This window comes from Phyllobacterium zundukense, from assembly GCF_025452195.1.
GTDB lineage: Bacteria > Pseudomonadota > Alphaproteobacteria > Rhizobiales > Rhizobiaceae > Phyllobacterium > Phyllobacterium zundukense_A.
This window is the reverse complement of the sequence record NZ_CP104973.1, coordinates 191,673-208,738: the sequence shown is the minus strand read 5'-3', so window position 1 is coordinate 208,738 and position 17,066 is coordinate 191,673. Positions and strand designations below refer to the sequence as shown.

The following is a 17,066-nucleotide window of genomic DNA, read 5'->3' as shown; positions in this document are numbered from 1 at the left end:
CGGATTTCACATCGCCTCAAGGAAAAACTTGTTCTCGGCGTCGATTGCGATCGCGCTGAGACGACCGCTGAACACCGCTCCGGTATCGAGGTTGATGCGGTTCGGTCTGATTTCCACGTCTGTAACTGGTGTATGGCCATGGATGATGACTTTCGGATAGAGTCGTGGCTCCCCAAGGAATTGCTCCCTGATCCAGACGAGATCTTCGGGATCTTGATGGTCAAGATCGACGCCCGGACGTATCCCGGCGTGGCAAAAGAAAAAGTCGCCAAAAATCATCGAGCGCTTCAGGCCGCGAAGAAATTCCATGTGCCCCGGGGGAACCGCATCTAGCAGCGCGTTCCGTCCGGCCGCTATAGATCCAAGATCGTTGAAATCGATGGCAACGCCATAGGAAAGCGCAGTCTGACGACCGCCATTGTGTGCAAACATTCCATTGGGTGCGCCAGTCGCCAGAAACTCCAGAAAGCCGATATCGTGATTTCCTGCGATGGCCAGCATTCGGTGCGTCTTCTTCTGTGCGCTGACCAAAAGATCAAGCACACCTTTTGAATCGGGACCGCGATCGATGTAGTCGCCAAGATGAACAATCACCCAATCGAAAGGAGGTGATTTCTCGTTCTCCGCCTGAATGCGCCGATGCATTTCTTGCAGAAGATCGAGTCGGCCATGCACATCGCCGATAGCATAAACACGTAGCCTATCGGGTCCCCGTGCGTGTTTGAAATCAACTGTTTTCATTGTGCAATTGTCTTTCGCGTCGTAGTTGTGCGATATCTCGTCCAGGCGGATAATGTCATAGCGAGAGATGCTGGAATAGCTGTAGCAAGGGAAAGTTCATGTCCGGACTACTGATGCCGAAAGCCGACGACTCAACCATGTCGCGCCGTTCGGACATCGTGACGGCGCTGCGAGCAATAGTTCCGGGCGAGGGTGTCGTCGATGCCACCAATGCAATGCGGGTATTTGAGTCGGATGCTCTGACCGCCTATCGCCAACTGCCGCTGGTGGTTGTCCTGCCGCAAACCGTGGCGCAGGTTTCGCGCGTCCTCAAATATTGCCACGAGAACAATGTAAAGGTCGTGCCGCGTGGCTCTGGAACGTCCCTGTCTGGGGGCGCCCTGCCACTCGAAGACGCGGTATTGCTGGTCATGTCGCGCTTCAATCAGATATTGGAAATCGACTATCCCAATCGCGTCGCCGTCGTGCAGCCGGGTGTAACCAATCTCGGCATCACCAACGCGGTCGAACACGAGGGCTTCTATTACGCGCCAGACCCTTCGTCGCAAATTGCCTGCTCGATCGGCGGCAATGTTGCCGAAAACTCAGGTGGCGTGCATTGCCTCAAATATGGGCTTACCGCGAATAACGTCCTTGGCCTCGAAATGGTGCTGATCACCGGCGAAGTGGTCCGGCTTGGCGGCAAGCATCTCGATTCGGAGGGTTATGATCTTCTCGGGCTAATGACCGGCTCGGAGGGGTTGCTTGGCGTAGTCACTGAAGTCACCGTGCGTATATTGCAGAAGCCAGCGACAGCGCGCGCGTTGATGGTAGGCTTCCCGACAAGTGAGCAAGCTGGCAAATGCGTTGCTGACATCATCGCTGGTGGGATCATTCCGGGCGGTATGGAAATGATGGACCGTCCGGCGATTCACGCGGCCGAAGACTTCGTCCATGCCGGTTATCCGCTTGATGTGGAGGCGCTACTGATTATCGAACTCGATGGCCCGGTGGTAGAGGTTGATCACCTGATCAGCATGGTAGAGGCCATTGCTTACAAAAACGGTGCTTCAACGTGCGTGATCTCACAAAGCGAAGAGGAACGCATGGCCTTCTGGGCGGGCCGCAAGGCGGCTTTCCCTGCGGTTGGGCGCATCTCGCCGGACTATCTCTGTATGGACGGCACGATCCCGCGGAAGGAGCTGCCGAAAGTGTTGGCCGGTATGCGCGAACTTTCGGAAAAATACGGCCTTCGCGTTGCCAACGTCTTCCATGCTGGCGACGGCAATCTGCATCCGCTCATTCTTTACGATGCGAATATTCCTGAGGAGCTACACAAGGCGGAGGATTTCGGCGCCGATATTCTACGGCTCTGTGTCAAAGTTGGCGGCGTGTTGACGGGAGAGCATGGCGTCGGTGTAGAAAAGCGTGAACTGATGCCGGAAATGTTCAATGAAATCGATCTCAACCAGCAGATCAGGGTCAAATGCGCTTTTGATGACAAGCACCTCCTCAATCCCGGCAAAGTATTTCCGCAATTGCATCGCTGTGCCGAACTTGGCCGCATGCATGTGCATCGCGGACAGGTGCCATTCCCAGAAATTCCGAGATTCTGAGTGACCACATTTACTCCCAAAACCGAGGACGAAATTGTCGAGGCTGTCCAGTGGGCGCTTTCCGAAAATGCGCCGGTTGAAGTTGTCGGTCATGGGTCCAAGCGTAATCTTGGCCGTCCATTGCAGACGGAGCACACCATCGCAATGTCGGAATACTCCGGGGTGACGCTCTACGACCCGGACGAACTTGTGCTGAGCGCAAAAGCAGGCACGTCTGTCGCCGAGCTCGAGACGCTGCTTGCCGAGAACGGCCAGGCGTTTCAGTTCGAACCAATGGACTATGGGCCGCTTCTTGGGCAAGCCGCGGGACAGGGCACCTTTGGAGGCCTGCTTGCCACCAACCTATGCGGGCCGCGCCGTCTGAAATCGGGCTCGGCACGCGATCATGTTCTGGGGGTCCGCGTCGTTTCAGGGCGCGGCGAACTGTTCAAATCTGGCGGCCGGGTTGTCAAGAACGTGACCGGTTATGATTTATCGAAAGGCATGGCCAATTCGTGGGGTACACTCGGCATCGCCACTGAAATAACCTTCAAGGTTCTGCCCGCCCCGGAAACCGAAACCACACTTATAGTGCGTGGTCTTGCCGATGATGAAGCGGCGCGCGCCATGGCGATTGCCATGGGATCGAGCGGCGAGGTGGCTTCCGCAGCCCATCTTCCGGTCAATGTATCCGGACGTGTCATCGACGGCGTTCTCAAAGGTGGCGCATCGACGTTGCTGCGGCTTGAAGGTTTTGCGCCCTCGGTCAACGATCGCGCGACTATGCTCAAAGGTCTGTTGGCGTCGGCTGGTACGATTGTGGACCTTTCAGGCGATACTTCGCGTAAGCTCTGGCAAGAGATCCGCGACGTCATCCCTTTTGTGGACGGCACGGAGCAACCCGTATGGCGCGTATCGATGGTGCCGATGGAGGCTTACAAACTCGTCGCATCCTTGCGCATGGGCGCCGCCGTCGATGCCTTCTATGATTGGCAGGGCGGGCTTGTATGGTTGCGCATGGAAGGCGAGCCGGAAGCGGAGGCTGTACGTGCCCTCATCAGGAAATATGGCGGAGGTCATGCAACTCTCGTTCGCGCATCGACGAGCGTGCGCGCGGCATTGCCGGTGTTCGAGCCGCAACCTGCGCCCTTGGCAGCGTTGTCGAAGCGGCTCAAGCAGCAATTCGACCCGAGCGGAATACTAAACCCTGGCCGCATGGTCGCGGGAGTATAAACGTGCAAACAAATTTCACTCCCGAGCAGTTGCTGGATCCCGGCGTTGAAGAATCCGAGAAGATCCTGCGCAAATGTGTGCATTGTGGCTTCTGCACCGCGACTTGCCCGACTTATGTGACCCTCGGGAACGAACTCGACAGTCCGCGCGGGCGCATCTACTTGATCAAGGACATGCTGGAAAACGGCCGTGCGGCTGATGAGCAGGTTGTCAAGCATATCGATCGCTGCCTGTCATGCCTTGCCTGCATGACAACCTGTCCTTCCGGCGTGAATTACATGCATCTGGTCGATAACGCCCGCGCCCATATTGAGAAGACCTATAAACGCCCGATGACGAACAGGCTGACGCGTGCTCTCTTGGCGTTTGTCTTGCCTTATCCGGGACGCTTTCGCCTTGCTCTCACCGCAGCAAAGCTGGGCCGTCCACTTGCTCCGCTGTTCAAATCGATCGCCGCGTTGAAACCAATGGCGGCGATGCTCGAACTCGCGCCCAAATCTATCCCAGCGAAATCGCGCTTTGCCGAGCCGGGTTCGCATACACCTGAGACATCGAAAAAGGGCAGGGTTGCTATACTCACTGGTTGCGCCCAGCCGGTGCTGAGACCCGGTATAAATGAGGCGACAATCCGACTTTTGACCCGGCTTGGCATCGAAGTCGTGGTGCCAAAAGGTGAAGGGTGCTGCGGCTCGCTCGTGCACCACATGGGCCGCGAAGAAGAGGCACTTGCGGATGCCCGTCGCAATGTTGATATCTGGATCCGCGAGCTTGATACAGGTGGCCTTGATGCCATCGTGATTACTGCCTCCGGTTGCGGCACGACGATCAAGGACTATGGCTACATGCTGCGCCTCGATCCCGACTACAAGGACAAGGCTGCCCGAGTCTCCGCCTTGGCCAAGGACATTACCGAATATCTGGCGACCCTGTCCCTACCTGCACCGAAGCAATCTCCGGACTTGACCGTGGCTTATCATTCCGCTTGTTCGATGCAGCACGGGCAGAAGATCACACGCCAACCCAAGGACTTGCTGAAGACAGCAGGCTTCATTGTCAAGGATCCGGCCGAAGGGCACCTTTGCTGCGGTTCGGCCGGGACCTACAACATCATGCAGCCGGAGATCGCTCGCACATTGCGGGATCGTAAGGTGAAGAACATTGAAGCGACCGGCGCCAGCCTCATCGCAACCGGAAATATCGGGTGCATCACCCAGATTGCCAGCGGTTCGAAATTGCCTATCGTCCACACTGTTGAGTTGCTAGACTGGGCTTATGGCGGGCCCCGACCTGAAGGTGTGCCAGCACCAGTCTCGTCACTGCAAGCAGCTGAATAAATAAAGAGGGCAGGGATTCAAGCGAACCCCTGCCCAGTTCCCGGCACCGCCGCCGGTGCCGGCCCCCATAACTGTCTATCTCACAATGACCTTGGTACCGACATTCACCCGTTCATAGAGATCGGTGACGTCTTCGTTGCGCATGCGGATGCAACCGCTTGAGACGGAATGCCCAATTGTCCAGGGCGCATTGGTGCCGTGAATGCGGTAAAGCGTGGAGCCGAGATAGAGCGCACGTGCGCCGAGCGGATTGGCAACGCCGCCCTCCATGTGTGCCGGGATGATGCGCCCCTTCAGTCGCTCGCGCTCGATCATCTGCGCAGGCGGATTCCAGTCGGGCCATTCCGCCTTGCGGCTTATAGCGTTGGTCCCGGACCAGCCAAAACCTTCCTTGCCGACGCCGACGCCATAACGTTGTGCGGTTCCACTGGCCTCGACCAGATACAGAAACCGTTGCGATGTATCTATGACGATGGTGCCAGGTTTTTCCGGCCCATCATAGGCAACCGTTTGCGGCAGGAACTTCGGATCCATGCCCCGCCGTTTTGGCTGGGTGTCGGCAGCCGGCTGTTCAGGGCGTTGAAACGAAACTTCACGAACGGCCGGATTTGCGTCGACATCTCGGCGAACCGCGCGGCGGTCCCGTTGCTTGACTGCACGTACCGGTGGATCACTGAAGACCACATAGCCGCGAGGATTGACCGGCGAGCCGACTGGCCTTTGACGCAATTGCATGACCCAGGGCGCGGTGAGGTCGGGGCTCATGACCACAGGTGGCCTTGTTGCGTAACGCTCGCTGGCTATCGCACCGGGGACACTTGCCACGACGAGGCAGGATGTCAAAAGCAGTAGGGCAGTTCTCATCTGATTGTTCTCAAAAACTCTGCTGACAGGATTTGTCAGCTTTCGGGTTGAGTTTGCCCGCGCCGGGGTAGAAAAAAGTGAATCGCGATCGATAAAATGCGATTTTTTGTCGAAACTATTTGGTGTGGTTACCAGCTGGTTTTCAGAACTGGTTAACGTCCAGTGAAACATTCGAAGGGTAGGCACTATGCAAGATGATATCCCGGTCAAGACCGGTCTGATGACAGGCGAGGACGGCGTCACCCGTTGCTTCTGGCCGGGCACTCTTCCTGAATATGTTCACTATCACGACCACGAATGGGGCAGGCCGGTTACGGATGATACGCGCCTGTTCGAGAAAATATGCCTCGAAGGCTTCCAGTCGGGCCTTTCCTGGCTGACCATATTGCGCAAACGCGAGAATTTTCGCGAGGCGTTCGACGGCTTCGACTATCGCCGTATCGCTCGCTATGGTGAGAAGGATGTCGACCGGCTGCTCGCCAATGCAGGAATTATCCGCCATCGCGGCAAGATCAACTCTGCAATCAACAATGCCAATCGCGCGATTGAACTCGTCAAAGAGACGGGATCGCTTGCTGCCTATTTCTGGACCTTCGAGCCTCCGGCAGATGAGCGCCCCAAGGTGGTCGACTATCCGACGCTTGTTGCAAACCCCACCTCGCCGACTTCGATCCGGTTGTCCAAGGATCTGAAGAAGCGTGGCTGGAGTTTCGTCGGCCCGACGACGATGTATGCGCATATGCAAGCCATGGGCCTCGTCAACGATCATATAGAGGGCTGCAGATGCCGTCAGGAAATAGAAAAGCTGCGTAAAGGTTTCAAACGGCCCGCTTTAACTCCGTAGTTCTCAAATCGCTGCGGCTTCATCAATCCTTGCCCTTGATGCACTGATCGGCTAGAGCAAACCCGCTTCAGCAATCAAGACATTTCAAGGTTTTCATCATGGCAACGAAAGCAGATAGAGTTAAGGCACGGCTGCCACGAGGATTCGTGGATCGTGTGCCGGAGGATCTGCGCGCTGCCGAAAAGATGATGGCGGAAATTCGCAAGGTCTACGAACTCTATGGTTTCGAGCCAGTCGAAACACCGCTCATTGAATACACCGACGCGCTGGGCAAGTTCCTGCCGGATCAGGATCGTCCCAACGAAGGTGTGTTTTCCTTCCAGGACGATGATGAGCAGTGGCTGTCGCTACGCTATGACCTGACCGCACCGCTGGCTCGCTACGTTGCCGAGAATTTCGAGAGCATTCCCAAACCCTACCGCAGCTACCGCGCGGGCTGGGTGTTTCGCAACGAGAAGCCTGGTCCTGGCCGCTTCCGCCAGTTCATGCAGTTCGATGCCGATACGGTCGGCGCACCATCCGTTTCGGCGGATGCGGAAATGTGCATGATGATGGCTGATGTCATGGAAGCGTTGGGCATCAAGCGCGGTGACTATGTCATCCGGGTCAACAACCGCAAAGTTTTGGACGGCGTGCTCGACGCGATCGGCCTGGACGGCGACGAGAACGGTGGCAAACGCCTGGTCGTATTGCGCGCCATCGACAAGCTGGACAAATTCGGTCCCGATGGCGTACGCGAATTGCTGGGCAAGGGCCGTCTCGATGAGAGCGGTGACTACACCAAGGGCGCTGGTCTAGACGAGGCTGCTATCGCTAAGGTGATCGATTTCACATCCGCGGGTGGCGCCACTGGCGGCGAGACGATTGCCAACCTTGAACGTGTCGTCAGCGGCAATGACAAGGGCGTAGAGGGGGTTGTAGAACTTACAACAATTGAGGCGCTTTGCTCGGCGGCGGGCTATGAAGGCCGTGTCAAGATTGATCCCTCCGTCGTGCGCGGTCTGGAATATTACACCGGGCCCGTCTTCGAAGCCGAATTGCTTTTCGACGTCACCAACGAAAAAGGCGAAAAGGTCGTTTTCGGCTCCGTTGGCGGCGGTGGCCGTTATGATGGCCTAGTGTCACGCTTCCGCAGCGAGCCAGTCCCCGCAACCGGCATCTCTATCGGCGTTTCGCGCCTCATGACTGCTTTAAGAAATCTTGGCAAGCTCGATACCTCCGACAATATCGGCCCGGTCGTGGTGCTCGTCATGGACAGGGATACGGCTAGTCTTGGCCGCTACCAGAAAATGGTTTCGGACCTACGCCAGGCCGGCATCCGGGCGGAAATGTATCTCGGCGGGTCCGGCATGAAGCCGCAGATGAAATATGCCGATCGCCGCGGTGCACCTTGCGTGATCATTCAGGGATCGCAGGAGCGTGACAACGGCGAAGTGCAGATCAAGGACCTGATCGAGGGCGCGCGTCTTTCAGCGGAGATCGAGGACAATGTCACCTGGCGTGAAGGCCGTCCGGCACAGATCACGGCCAAGGAAGGCGATCTGGTCACCGAGGTGCGCAAAATTCTTGAAGCGCAGGCGGAAGATCGCGCCAACGCGGCGAAGGCCGTCTGAATTCGGATGGTCGCCTCCAGAGCCCCAGCTTTTTCCGGTGAACTCGCCGCGTTGATTTCGAGCCGGGATGCGGAACTCGTTGATATTCCTGTTATACAGCCTGCCGATCAGTTCCTTGACATGGCGGGCGAAGACCTGCGCCGCCGCATCTTTCTGACCGAAAACGAAAACGGCGAGAGCCTGTGCCTTCGCCCGGAATTTACGATTCCCGTTTGCCGCAATCATATCGAACGCAACGCCGCGACGCCAAAACGCTATGCCTATCTGGGCGAGGTGTTCCGCCAGCACCGTGAGGGGGGTAACGAGTTTTTCCAGGCCGGCATCGAGGATCTTGGCGATGCCAACCGCGCTCGTGCCGATGCGCGTTCGCTGGCCGATGCTATTGCCGCGATCCGCCTTGTTGCGCCTGATGCGCAACTCGAAACCCTGCTCGGTGACCAGGCTATTTTCGAGGCGGTGCTGGCAGCACTTGGTCTGCCGCGTGGCTGGCAAAAGAAGCTTGCGCGCGCCTTTGGCAATCCCGGTCAATTGAAGGGTTTGCTCAAGGACCTTTCGTCGGACCGGCAAAGCGATACGCTACCAGATCATCTCACGGCACTGGTCGAAAAAGGCGATGAAGCCGGACTGGCCATTGCGCTCGAACAGGATATGCGGGTTGCTGGTATTTCGCCGGCCGCAGGTCGCGCACCTGTCGAAATCGCGCGCCGCTTGATCGAAAAGGCAGCGCTTGCTTCGGTACGGCTGCCCGCCAAGGCCTTCTCTGCTTTGGAGAGCTTTCTTGCGATCCGTGTGCCACTGGGATCTGCCGCCGGTGAATTGCTCAAATTCGCGCGCTCCAACGAGTTCGATCTTGGACCTGCGCTGGAACAATTCGAGGCGCGGGCGGTCTCGGTCGTCGAAGCGGGTATCGGAGATGAGACGATTATCTATGACGCCGCCTTCGGGCGCCCGCTCGATTACTATACCGGTCTCGTCTATGAAACGCGCGCTCTGAACAATATTGACCTCGGCGCAATCGTCGGCGGCGGCCGTTATGACCGGTTGCTGACGATGCTCGGAGCCGTTGGCTCCGTTCCAGGCGTCGGATTCTCGATCTGGCTCGACAGGCTTGAACAGATCGCGGGAGAGGCAAAATGACACTTACCTTGGCCCTTCCATCCAAAGGCCGTCTCAAGGATCAGGCGCTTGGTGTGCTTGAAAGCGCCGGTCTCAGCGTGATCCTGCCCAACGATCAACGCAACTACCGGGCGCGGGTCAAAGGCGAAAACCAGATCGATATCCTGTTTCTCTCTGCCTCGGAAATCGCACGCGAGCTTGGCTACGGCAGTGTTGATCTGGGCATCACGGGGGAAGATCTGATCCGCGAGACTTTGTCATCGGCCGATGAGCGTGTTCAGATCGAGGCCCGACTCGGTTTCGGCCAAGCGGACGTGGTGGTCGCGGTACCGGAGGTCTGGTACGACGTATCCAGCATGGCCGATCTAGATGACGTCGCTGCCGATTTCCGCCAGCGCCATGGCCGGCGTCTGCGCATCGCCACCAAATATTGGCGTCTCACGCAGCAGTTCTTTTCGCAAATGCACGGCATTCAGGTCTATCGCATCGTCGAGAGTCTTGGCGCCACCGAGGGCGCCCCGGCTTCGGGTTCGGCTGATATCATCGTCGACATCACCTCGACGGGTTCGACGCTGCAAGCCAATCATCTAAGGGTTCTTGACGACGGAACAATCCTCCAATCGGAAGCCTGTCTGGTTTCGTCACGTGGTACAGCCGAGGCTAGCGCAGTCGAAAAACTGTCGCGGCGCATCAAGACCGCTTTGAGCAAAGGTTGATTTTTCATCAACTCTCCGTGATTCCAGGCTGGTTGTGTAACCTTTCCGGCCGTCCTTACGTATCTCCCTGCAGAAACCGGTTATTATCGGTACATTGGCACAGGGAGTTCAGCCATGATGACACGTCGAACGCTTTTTGGCGGTGCTATAGCAGGGCTTGGTGCGTTCGTGGCGGCGCGTTTTTCCGCGACACCGACAGCCCACGCGGCGGGCACGTTCGAAGTCGAGCACACGAGCGCGGAATGGAAGAAGCTGCTCACCGCCGAGCAATACTACGTGCTGCGCGAGGAGGGGACTGAGAGACCGTTCACGAGCCCGCTCAATCATGAAAAGCGCAAGGGCACATTTACCTGCGCTGGCTGTGATCTGCCGCTCTTTGATTCAGACACGAAATTCGAAAGTGGTACCGGTTGGCCAAGCTTCTGGTTGCCCATCAAGGGCTCGGTCATCGAAAAAACGGACAGTTCATTCGGCATGTCGCGAACGGCGGTCGAATGCCACCGTTGCGGCGGTCATCTTGGCCATGTTTTCGACGACGGTCCGAAACCGACCGGTCTGCGCTACTGCATGAACGGTGTCGCCCTGAACTTCAAACCGGCAGCCGCCTGAGCTCAAAGGACATTCCCATGAAACTTCGTCAACTACTGCTTGCCGCAACCATCTTGTTGTCTCCCGGCTACGCCGTTGCCAGCGAAACGGTCACCATGGTGCCACCACCTTCGCTTGACCAGAAATCCTCGGCCAATTCTGAAACAGTCGTCCTCGCCGGCGGCTGCTTCTGGGGCGTCCAAGGCGTTTACCAGCACATGAAGGGCGTAACCAGCGCCGTCTCTGGCTACTCCGGTGGCAAGAAGGAAACGGCGAGCTATGAGATTGTCAGCGGCGGCGACACTGGGCATGCTGAATCCGTCGAGGTAACTTTTAACCCGAAGGCTGTCAGCCTTGGCAAAATCCTGCAGGTCTATTTCTCGGTGGTTCACAATCCGACGGAACTCAATCGTCAGGGTCCGGATTCGGGGACGCAGTATCGCTCGGCGATTTTCACAACCAGTGCCGATCAGGAAAAGGTGGCCAAGGCTTACATTGCCCAGCTTGATAAGGCGAAGGTCTATTCCGATCCGATCGTTACCAAAGTCTCGTCGCTCGAAAAGTTTTATCCAGCCGAGGCCTATCATCAGGACTACGCCACGATCAATCCGACACAGCCCTATATCGCGTACTACGATCTGCCAAAAATTGAAAACCTGAGCAAGTTATTCCCCCAGGACTATCGGGACAAGCCGGTATTGGTCAGCGAAGCGAAAGCTTCGAATTAAACCCTTGTTCCTCTTATAGAAAAAGGCCGCACGGAGCGGCCTTTTTACATTCGGTCAAATGCGGTCAGCCGCGTTTGGCGTCTACCGAAAGAGCGCCTGCACCGTACTGGGCGAGAATGAAAAAGCCACCGGCTATGGCAAGGTTCTTGAAGAAGTTGATCTGGTTCGCTTGGTCCCAGGGCACGAGGTGCCCGACAAATGCTGCGGCAATGGTAAAAAGGCCAAGCAGGATTGCAGCATAGCGTGTCTGAAAGCCGACGAGTACGGCAAGTCCGCCCAACAACTCGACCAGACCGACGATGACGGCAGTGACTGTGGGCAGCGGCAGGCCCTTGGCGGCGAAATATCCCGCAGTGCCCGCAATAGCGGTCAGCTTGCCGAAGCCGGCGGGAATGAACAGAATCGAAAGTAGAATACGACTGATCAGTGTAACTAGGGCATTGTTAGACATAAGAAATCTCTCCGGGTTTGGCGTTGCCCCCCAATAGCTAAATCCGATTGTCAAACAAAGCCATTATTTTCTCTACAGATTGTTCACAGTAGATTGGTTTTCCAACCTTATTCCGGCGCGATCATTCGTTCCGGGCGCACGAGGCGATCATAGTCTTCGGCCGAGACGTGACCGCTGGCGAGAGCTTCCTCGCGCAAGGTCGTGCCGTTCTTGTGAGCGGTCTTGGCGATCTTCGCTGCATTGTCATAGCCGATAGCCGGGGCCAAGGCCGTGACAAGCATCAATGAACGCTCAAGCAGGTCCTTGATACGGACTTCATCCGCCTCAATACCGTCGACGCAATTATCGGCAAAGGAGATCATCGCATCGGAGAGAATGCGGATCGACTGAAGCACGTTCAGTGCAACCACAGGCTTGAATACATTGAGTTCGAAATGACCCTGGCTGGCTGCGACGGTCACAGTAGCGTTGTTGCCGAACACCTGTGTGGCCACCATGGTCAGTGCTTCGGCTTGGGTCGGATTGACCTTGCCAGGCATGATTGATGAGCCCGGTTCGTTTTCCGGCAGTTTCAACTCACCGAGACCGGAGCGAGGACCAGAGCCGAGAAAGCGGATGTCATTGGCAATCTTGAACAGATCGGTGGCAAGCGCATTGAGGCTGCCGTGGAAGTTTGTGAGTGCACCGTGACTGGCCAGTGCCTCGAACTTGTTTGGCGCCGTCTTGAAGGGAAGGCCGGTAATATCTGACACTGCCTCGGCAAATCCGGTATCGAAGCCAATTGGCGCATTGAGGCCTGTACCGACTGCCGTACCACCCTGCGCCAAAAGGAAGATATCAGCGAGACTTTGTTCGATCCGCTTCCGCCCAAATTCCAGCGCAGCCCTGTAGCCGGAGAATTCCTGGCCAAGCGTGACTGGCGTTGCATCCTGTGTGTGTGTGCGACCAATCTTGATTATGTCTGTAAAGGCCTCTTCTTTCTTGGCCAGCGCTTCCGTCAAATGGTTCAGTGCTGGAAAGAGACGCTCTGTCGCTTCCACTGCTGTGGCAATGTGAATTGCCGTCGGAAATGTATCGTTCGACGATTGGCTCATATTGACGTGATCATTGGGATGAACCGGCTTTTTCGAGCCCTTTGTTCCACCCAGCATCTCGATAGCGCGATTGGAGATCACCTCATTGGCATTCATGTTTGACTGCGTACCTGATCCCGTCTGCCAGACGACGAGCGGGAAATGGTCGTCCAGCTTGCCCTCGATGACTTCTTCGGCAGCGACGGTGATGGCACGGCCGATCACTTCGTCGAGCTTGCCAAGTGCCATGTTGGTTTCGGCGGCGGCGCGCTTTGCTATACCGAGAGCACGTACAAGCGGGATCGGCATTCTTTCGCCGCCGATTTTGAAATTGTGCAGTGAACGTTCGGTTTGTGCGCCCCAATATTTGTCCGAGGCAACTTCGATCGGGCCAAAAGTATCTGTTTCGGTACGCGTAGAGCTCATCTGCACTTTTCCTGATGGGAGTTGGCAGATCACTACTGCGAAGCTCGACGGGAGGCAAGGTTCGAGCGGCAAATGTTGGCCGGAAAACGATGCCATGCTAAGTTAAAATCGATTAGAGCATGCAGGGAGGACAGGGCATGGCGACGCATGAAGCGCGAACCCTTCAAATTTCCATTCAGCGATCTTGGCGCGACGTCTATGACTACGCAAGCATCCCGGAAAACCTGCCAGAATGGGCCTCCGGACTAACGTCTGCCTTGCAAAGGTCGGGCGACGAATGGCTGGTGGACAGTCCTGCCGGTAAGCTCAGGCTACGTTTTGCACCGCCAAACAAGCTCGGCGTTCTCGATCACTGGGTCATCACCGAAACTGGTGAGGAGGTTTATATTCCATTGCGGGTTGTCGCCAATGGAGACAATTCGGAAGTAACATTCACTTTATTCCGGCTGCCGGGAATGGACGACGAAAAATTCACTGCAGACGCAGCCTGGGTGATGCGTGATCTGCAAAAACTCAAGGACGTGCTCGAAGCACAACTTATAGAGTGAGGTGAAAAATGGCCAGTTCAGGTAAGGACCAGCGTATCGACTATATCGAATTCAACGTGAAGGATATTGCGCGGGCTCGCAGCTTCTATGGCAATACGTTCGGCTGGACGTTCACCGACTACGGTGCCGATTACTGCGAGTTTTCCGATGGTAATCTCAAAGGCGGATTTGCGAACGCCGGCGACGTCAAACAGGGTAGCGGTCCGCTGGTGATCCTCTTCGCCGACGATCTTGCGGATACATTGAGGCGGGTTGAAAAGGCGGGAGGCAAGATCGTCAAACCGATCTTCAATTTCCCCGGTGGGCGCCGCTTTCATTTCACCGATCCGGAGGGTTACGAATTGGCGGTCTGGTCTGACAGGTGAGCGGCCGCTTGCGCGGCCGCTCTTCAATTATCAAGCAGCACGGGCTGTTTTTAGAGCGTTTGCCCACAGGACAAGCTGGTTGAGCTGGTTGTTGGCTGCTTCATTGAGATGTTCATAGTCGGCAAGCTTCTTCTCGCCTTTGACCACAGTGAGATATTCGGGGAAGGAGATGTGGATGCCGGTCTTGACTGATGCGGCACTCATTTCCACAAAAACCAGTCGAAGATGCTCGATTGCGCGGGCACCGCCAACGCCGCCATAGCCGACAAATCCAACCGGCTTGTGAATGAACTCACCAAGATCGATAGCATTCTTCAGAACTGCAGTCGGGCCGTGGTTGTATTCCGCAACGGTGACAACAAAACCGTCGAACTCACGCAGTTTCTTTTTCCAGCGCTCTGCCGTCTCGGTTTGGGCGGTCGACGTGCGCTCTTCGCCGAAGAAATGCATAGGATAATCGAGCAAATCGAGGATTTCGACTTCGATATCGTCACGTTCTCCGGCTATCTCGGCGATCCACTTGGCCGGAAATTCGGCGAAACGGCCGATCCGTGTGCTGCCAATGATGATGCCGATTTTTGCTTTAGCCATATTGAGAAATCCTTTGTGTCTTGGGATGGTAACTATTTGTGACCCGCGCTATATAAGTGACTGTTCGAAACGACCGCAAGGAGGCACTTTTTTGAAACCAGATCACTTTGAAGTTACCTCTGCCTGCAGCGCGGTTCATCACATTCTGGCGCGCGTCGGCGACAAATGGACGGTCCTGGTTGTCAGTTATCTTGGCAATCGCTCAATGCGATTCAACGAGTTGAAGCGGGCGATCAACGGTATCTCGCAAAAGATGCTGACGAGCACACTACGGAGCCTCGAGCGCGACGGTTTCGTTACACGAACGGTCTACCCAACCATTCCCCCACGTGTGGATTACGAGCTGACTGACTTGGGTCGCGATCTGCTCGTTCCCGTGCGAGGGCTTGGAGACTGGGCGATCAAGAACGAGCAACGTGTCAGCGAGGCCCGGGCCCGTTTCGATGCAGCCCACGGGGACGCCCAGGTACAGCGAAGATTCGCTGACGCGGCAGAATAAAGAATCATACAACGCCCGTCGCAAGACTTTCAGCGGTCTAAATAACAAAAAAAGGCGGGTCGAAACCCGCCTTTTCCGTATTTGCGTGGATGAGGACTTCTTAGAAGTCCATACCGCCCATGCCGCCCATGCCGCCGCCTGGCATCTGGGGAGCGCCGCCGTTGTCCTTCTTCGGAGCTTCGGCGATCATGGCTTCGGTGGTGACGAGAAGGCCAGCAACCGATGCAGCGTCCTGCAGAGCAGTACGGACAACCTTGACCGGATCGACAATGCCGAGTGCGATCAGATCGCCGTATTCGCCATTGGCCGCATTGTAGCCGTAGGTGTCCTTCTTGTTCTCAAGGATCTTGCCAACAACGATCGAAGCTTCATCACCTGCGTTCGTTGCAATCTGGCGAGCCGGAGCCTGCAGAGCGCGACGAACGATGTTGATGCCAGCATCCTGATCGGCATTTGCACCCTTGAGGGTAAGACCAGCCGAAGCGCGAAGGAGAGCAACGCCACCGCCAGCAACGATGCCTTCTTCAACAGCCGCACGGGTAGCATTGAGGGCGTCGTCGACGCGGTCCTTCTTTTCCTTCACTTCTACTTCCGTTGCACCGCCAACGCGGATAACGGCAACACCGCCGGCGAGCTTGGCAAGGCGTTCCTGCAGTTTCTCGCGGTCGTAGTCGGAAGTGGTTTCGTCGATCTGCTGCTTGATCTGGCCGACGCGGGCGTTGATTTCGCCCTTCTTGCCATGACCGTCAACTATCGTGGTGTTTTCCTTGGTGATCGACACTTTCTTGGCGCGGCCGAGCATGTCGAGCGTAACGCTTTCGAGCTTGATGCCGAGATCTTCGGAAATAACCTGACCACCGGTGAGGATCGCGATGTCTTCCAGCATTGCCTTGCGGCGATCGCCGAAGCCAGGAGCCTTTACAGCCGCAATCTTCAGGCCGCCACGCAGCTTGTTGACGACGAGCGTAGCAAGAGCTTCGCCTTCGACGTCTTCAGAAATGATGACGAGTGGCTTGGAGGTCTGAACAACAGCTTCAAGAACCGGCAGAAGAGCCTGGAGGTTCGAAAGCTTCTTCTCGTGGAGAAGAATGTAGGCGTCTTCGAGATCAGCAACCATCTTTTCAGGGTTGGTGACGAAGTAAGGCGACAGGTAGCCGCGGTCGAACTGCATGCCTTCGACGACTTCGAGTTCGGTGTCAGCGGTCTTGGCTTCTTCAACGGTGATAACACCCTCGTTGCCGACCTTCTGCATCGCCTTGGCGATCATTTCGCCGATTTCAGTCTCGCCGTTGGCAGAGATCGTGCCGACCTGCGCAACTTCTTCCGAAGTCTTGATCTTCTTGGCGCTCTTGCCGAGCTGCTTGACGACTTCAGCAACAGCAAGATCGATGCCGCGCTTCAGATCCATCGGGTTCATACCGGCAGCAACAGCCTTGCCGCCTTCCTGAACGATAGCCTGGGCAAGGACGGTAGCAGTCGTGGTGCCGTCGCCGGCAATGTCGTTCGTCTTCGAAGCGACTTCACGCACCATCTGTGCGCCCATGTTTTCGAACTTGTCTTCGAGTTCGATTTCCTTGGCAACGGTCACGCCGTCCTTGGTGATGCGTGGCGCGCCGAAGGACTTGTCGATGACAACATTACGGCCTTTCGGGCCGAGCGTTACCTTGACCGCGTCTGCAAGGATGTTGACACCGCGCAGCATGCGCTCACGCGCGTCGCGGCCGAATTTTACTTCTTTGGAAGCCATTTTATCTCTCCTGGG

At 56.5% G+C, this 17,066-nt stretch carries 18 protein-coding genes; 12 read left to right on the top strand and 6 right to left on the bottom strand.

From position 1 onward, the window contains the following. Positions 1-6: 6 nt before the first annotated feature. Positions 7-741, bottom strand: a complete 735-nt coding sequence (locus tag N8E88_RS13400; protein ID WP_262294098.1) for a metallophosphoesterase — start codon at positions 739-741, stop codon at positions 7-9. 98 nt (positions 742-839) lie between these two features. On the opposite strand from N8E88_RS13400, the gene N8E88_RS13395 reads away from it, so the two are divergent. From N8E88_RS13395 to glcF, 3 genes are read left to right on the top strand one after another with little or no spacing between them, the layout of a single operon-like run. After that, a complete protein-coding gene (locus tag N8E88_RS13395; RefSeq protein WP_262294097.1) occupies positions 840-2,336 on the top strand; it encodes an FAD-linked oxidase C-terminal domain-containing protein in 1,497 nt (498 codons plus the stop codon). Beyond that, positions 2,337-3,548, top strand: a complete 1,212-nt coding sequence (gene glcE, locus N8E88_RS13390; protein WP_262294096.1) for a glycolate oxidase subunit GlcE — start codon at positions 2,337-2,339, stop codon at positions 3,546-3,548. It abuts the gene before it with no gap. Between the two features lie 2 nt (positions 3,549-3,550). Beyond that, a complete protein-coding gene (gene glcF / locus N8E88_RS13385; protein WP_262294095.1) occupies positions 3,551-4,882 on the top strand; it encodes a glycolate oxidase subunit GlcF in 1,332 nt (443 codons plus the stop codon). Positions 4,883-4,957: 75 nt separating this feature from the next. Here the strand turns inward: glcF and N8E88_RS13380 are convergent, their stop codons facing one another. Beyond that, positions 4,958-5,746 (bottom strand): L,D-transpeptidase, encoded by a 789-nt coding sequence (locus N8E88_RS13380; protein WP_262294094.1) that lies wholly within the window; start codon positions 5,744-5,746, stop codon positions 4,958-4,960. Between the two features lie 187 nt (positions 5,747-5,933). Here N8E88_RS13380 and N8E88_RS13375 point away from each other — a divergent pair, with 187 nt between their 5' ends. From N8E88_RS13375 to msrA, 6 genes are all read left to right on the top strand, one after another. Beyond that, positions 5,934-6,590, top strand: a complete 657-nt coding sequence (locus N8E88_RS13375) for a DNA-3-methyladenine glycosylase I (protein ID WP_262294093.1) — start codon at positions 5,934-5,936, stop codon at positions 6,588-6,590. Positions 6,591-6,688: 98 nt separating this feature from the next. After that, positions 6,689-8,203, top strand: a complete 1,515-nt coding sequence (gene hisS / locus N8E88_RS13370; RefSeq protein ID WP_262294092.1) for a histidine--tRNA ligase — start codon at positions 6,689-6,691, stop codon at positions 8,201-8,203. A 6-nt stretch (positions 8,204-8,209) separates the two neighbouring features. Next, the gene (locus N8E88_RS13365; RefSeq protein ID WP_262294091.1) at positions 8,210-9,340 is read left to right on the top strand and encodes an ATP phosphoribosyltransferase regulatory subunit; all 1,131 of its coding nucleotides are present in this window, start codon (positions 8,210-8,212) and stop codon (positions 9,338-9,340) included. Next, the gene (gene hisG, locus N8E88_RS13360; protein ID WP_262294090.1) at positions 9,337-10,035 is read left to right on the top strand and encodes an ATP phosphoribosyltransferase; all 699 of its coding nucleotides are present in this window, start codon (positions 9,337-9,339) and stop codon (positions 10,033-10,035) included. The genes N8E88_RS13365 and hisG overlap by 4 nt, the downstream gene beginning before the upstream one ends. 114 nt (positions 10,036-10,149) lie before the next feature. Continuing rightward, complete coding sequence (gene msrB, locus N8E88_RS13355; RefSeq protein ID WP_262294089.1) at positions 10,150-10,644, top strand: peptide-methionine (R)-S-oxide reductase MsrB; 495 nt, start codon at positions 10,150-10,152, stop codon at positions 10,642-10,644. 17 nt (positions 10,645-10,661) lie between these two features. After that, entirely contained in the window at positions 10,662-11,351 is a 690-nt protein-coding gene (gene msrA, locus N8E88_RS13350; RefSeq protein ID WP_262294088.1) for a peptide-methionine (S)-S-oxide reductase MsrA, read from the top strand. A gap of 64 nt (positions 11,352-11,415) precedes the next feature. Here msrA and N8E88_RS13345 read toward each other — a convergent pair whose 3' ends face one another. Further along, positions 11,416-11,802 (bottom strand): DoxX family protein, encoded by a 387-nt coding sequence (locus N8E88_RS13345; protein WP_262294087.1) that lies wholly within the window; start codon positions 11,800-11,802, stop codon positions 11,416-11,418. Between the two features lie 107 nt (positions 11,803-11,909). Continuing rightward, positions 11,910-13,301 (bottom strand): class II fumarate hydratase, encoded by a 1,392-nt coding sequence (gene fumC / locus N8E88_RS13340; protein WP_262294086.1) that lies wholly within the window; start codon positions 13,299-13,301, stop codon positions 11,910-11,912. Between the two features lie 137 nt (positions 13,302-13,438). Here fumC and N8E88_RS13335 point away from each other — a divergent pair, with 137 nt between their 5' ends. Together N8E88_RS13335 and N8E88_RS13330 are read left to right on the top strand one after the other, a co-directional pair. Continuing rightward, complete coding sequence (locus N8E88_RS13335; protein WP_262294085.1) at positions 13,439-13,849, top strand: SRPBCC family protein; 411 nt, start codon at positions 13,439-13,441, stop codon at positions 13,847-13,849. An 8-nt stretch (positions 13,850-13,857) separates the two neighbouring features. Beyond that, on the top strand, positions 13,858-14,214 hold the full coding sequence (locus N8E88_RS13330; RefSeq protein ID WP_262294084.1) for a VOC family protein: 357 nt from the start codon (positions 13,858-13,860) through the stop codon (positions 14,212-14,214). A 30-nt stretch (positions 14,215-14,244) separates the two neighbouring features. Here the strand turns inward: N8E88_RS13330 and N8E88_RS13325 are convergent, their stop codons facing one another. After that, positions 14,245-14,805, bottom strand: a complete 561-nt coding sequence (locus N8E88_RS13325) for an NADPH-dependent FMN reductase (RefSeq protein WP_262294083.1) — start codon at positions 14,803-14,805, stop codon at positions 14,245-14,247. A gap of 91 nt (positions 14,806-14,896) precedes the next feature. Between N8E88_RS13325 and N8E88_RS13320 the strand changes: the two genes are divergently transcribed. Beyond that, entirely contained in the window at positions 14,897-15,304 is a 408-nt protein-coding gene (locus N8E88_RS13320; RefSeq protein ID WP_262294082.1) for a winged helix-turn-helix transcriptional regulator, read from the top strand. Positions 15,305-15,404: 100 nt separating this feature from the next. Here N8E88_RS13320 and groL read toward each other — a convergent pair whose 3' ends face one another. Then, the gene (gene groL / locus N8E88_RS13315) at positions 15,405-17,051 is read right to left on the bottom strand and encodes a chaperonin GroEL (RefSeq protein WP_106715528.1); all 1,647 of its coding nucleotides are present in this window, start codon (positions 17,049-17,051) and stop codon (positions 15,405-15,407) included. Positions 17,052-17,066 lie beyond the last annotated feature (15 nt).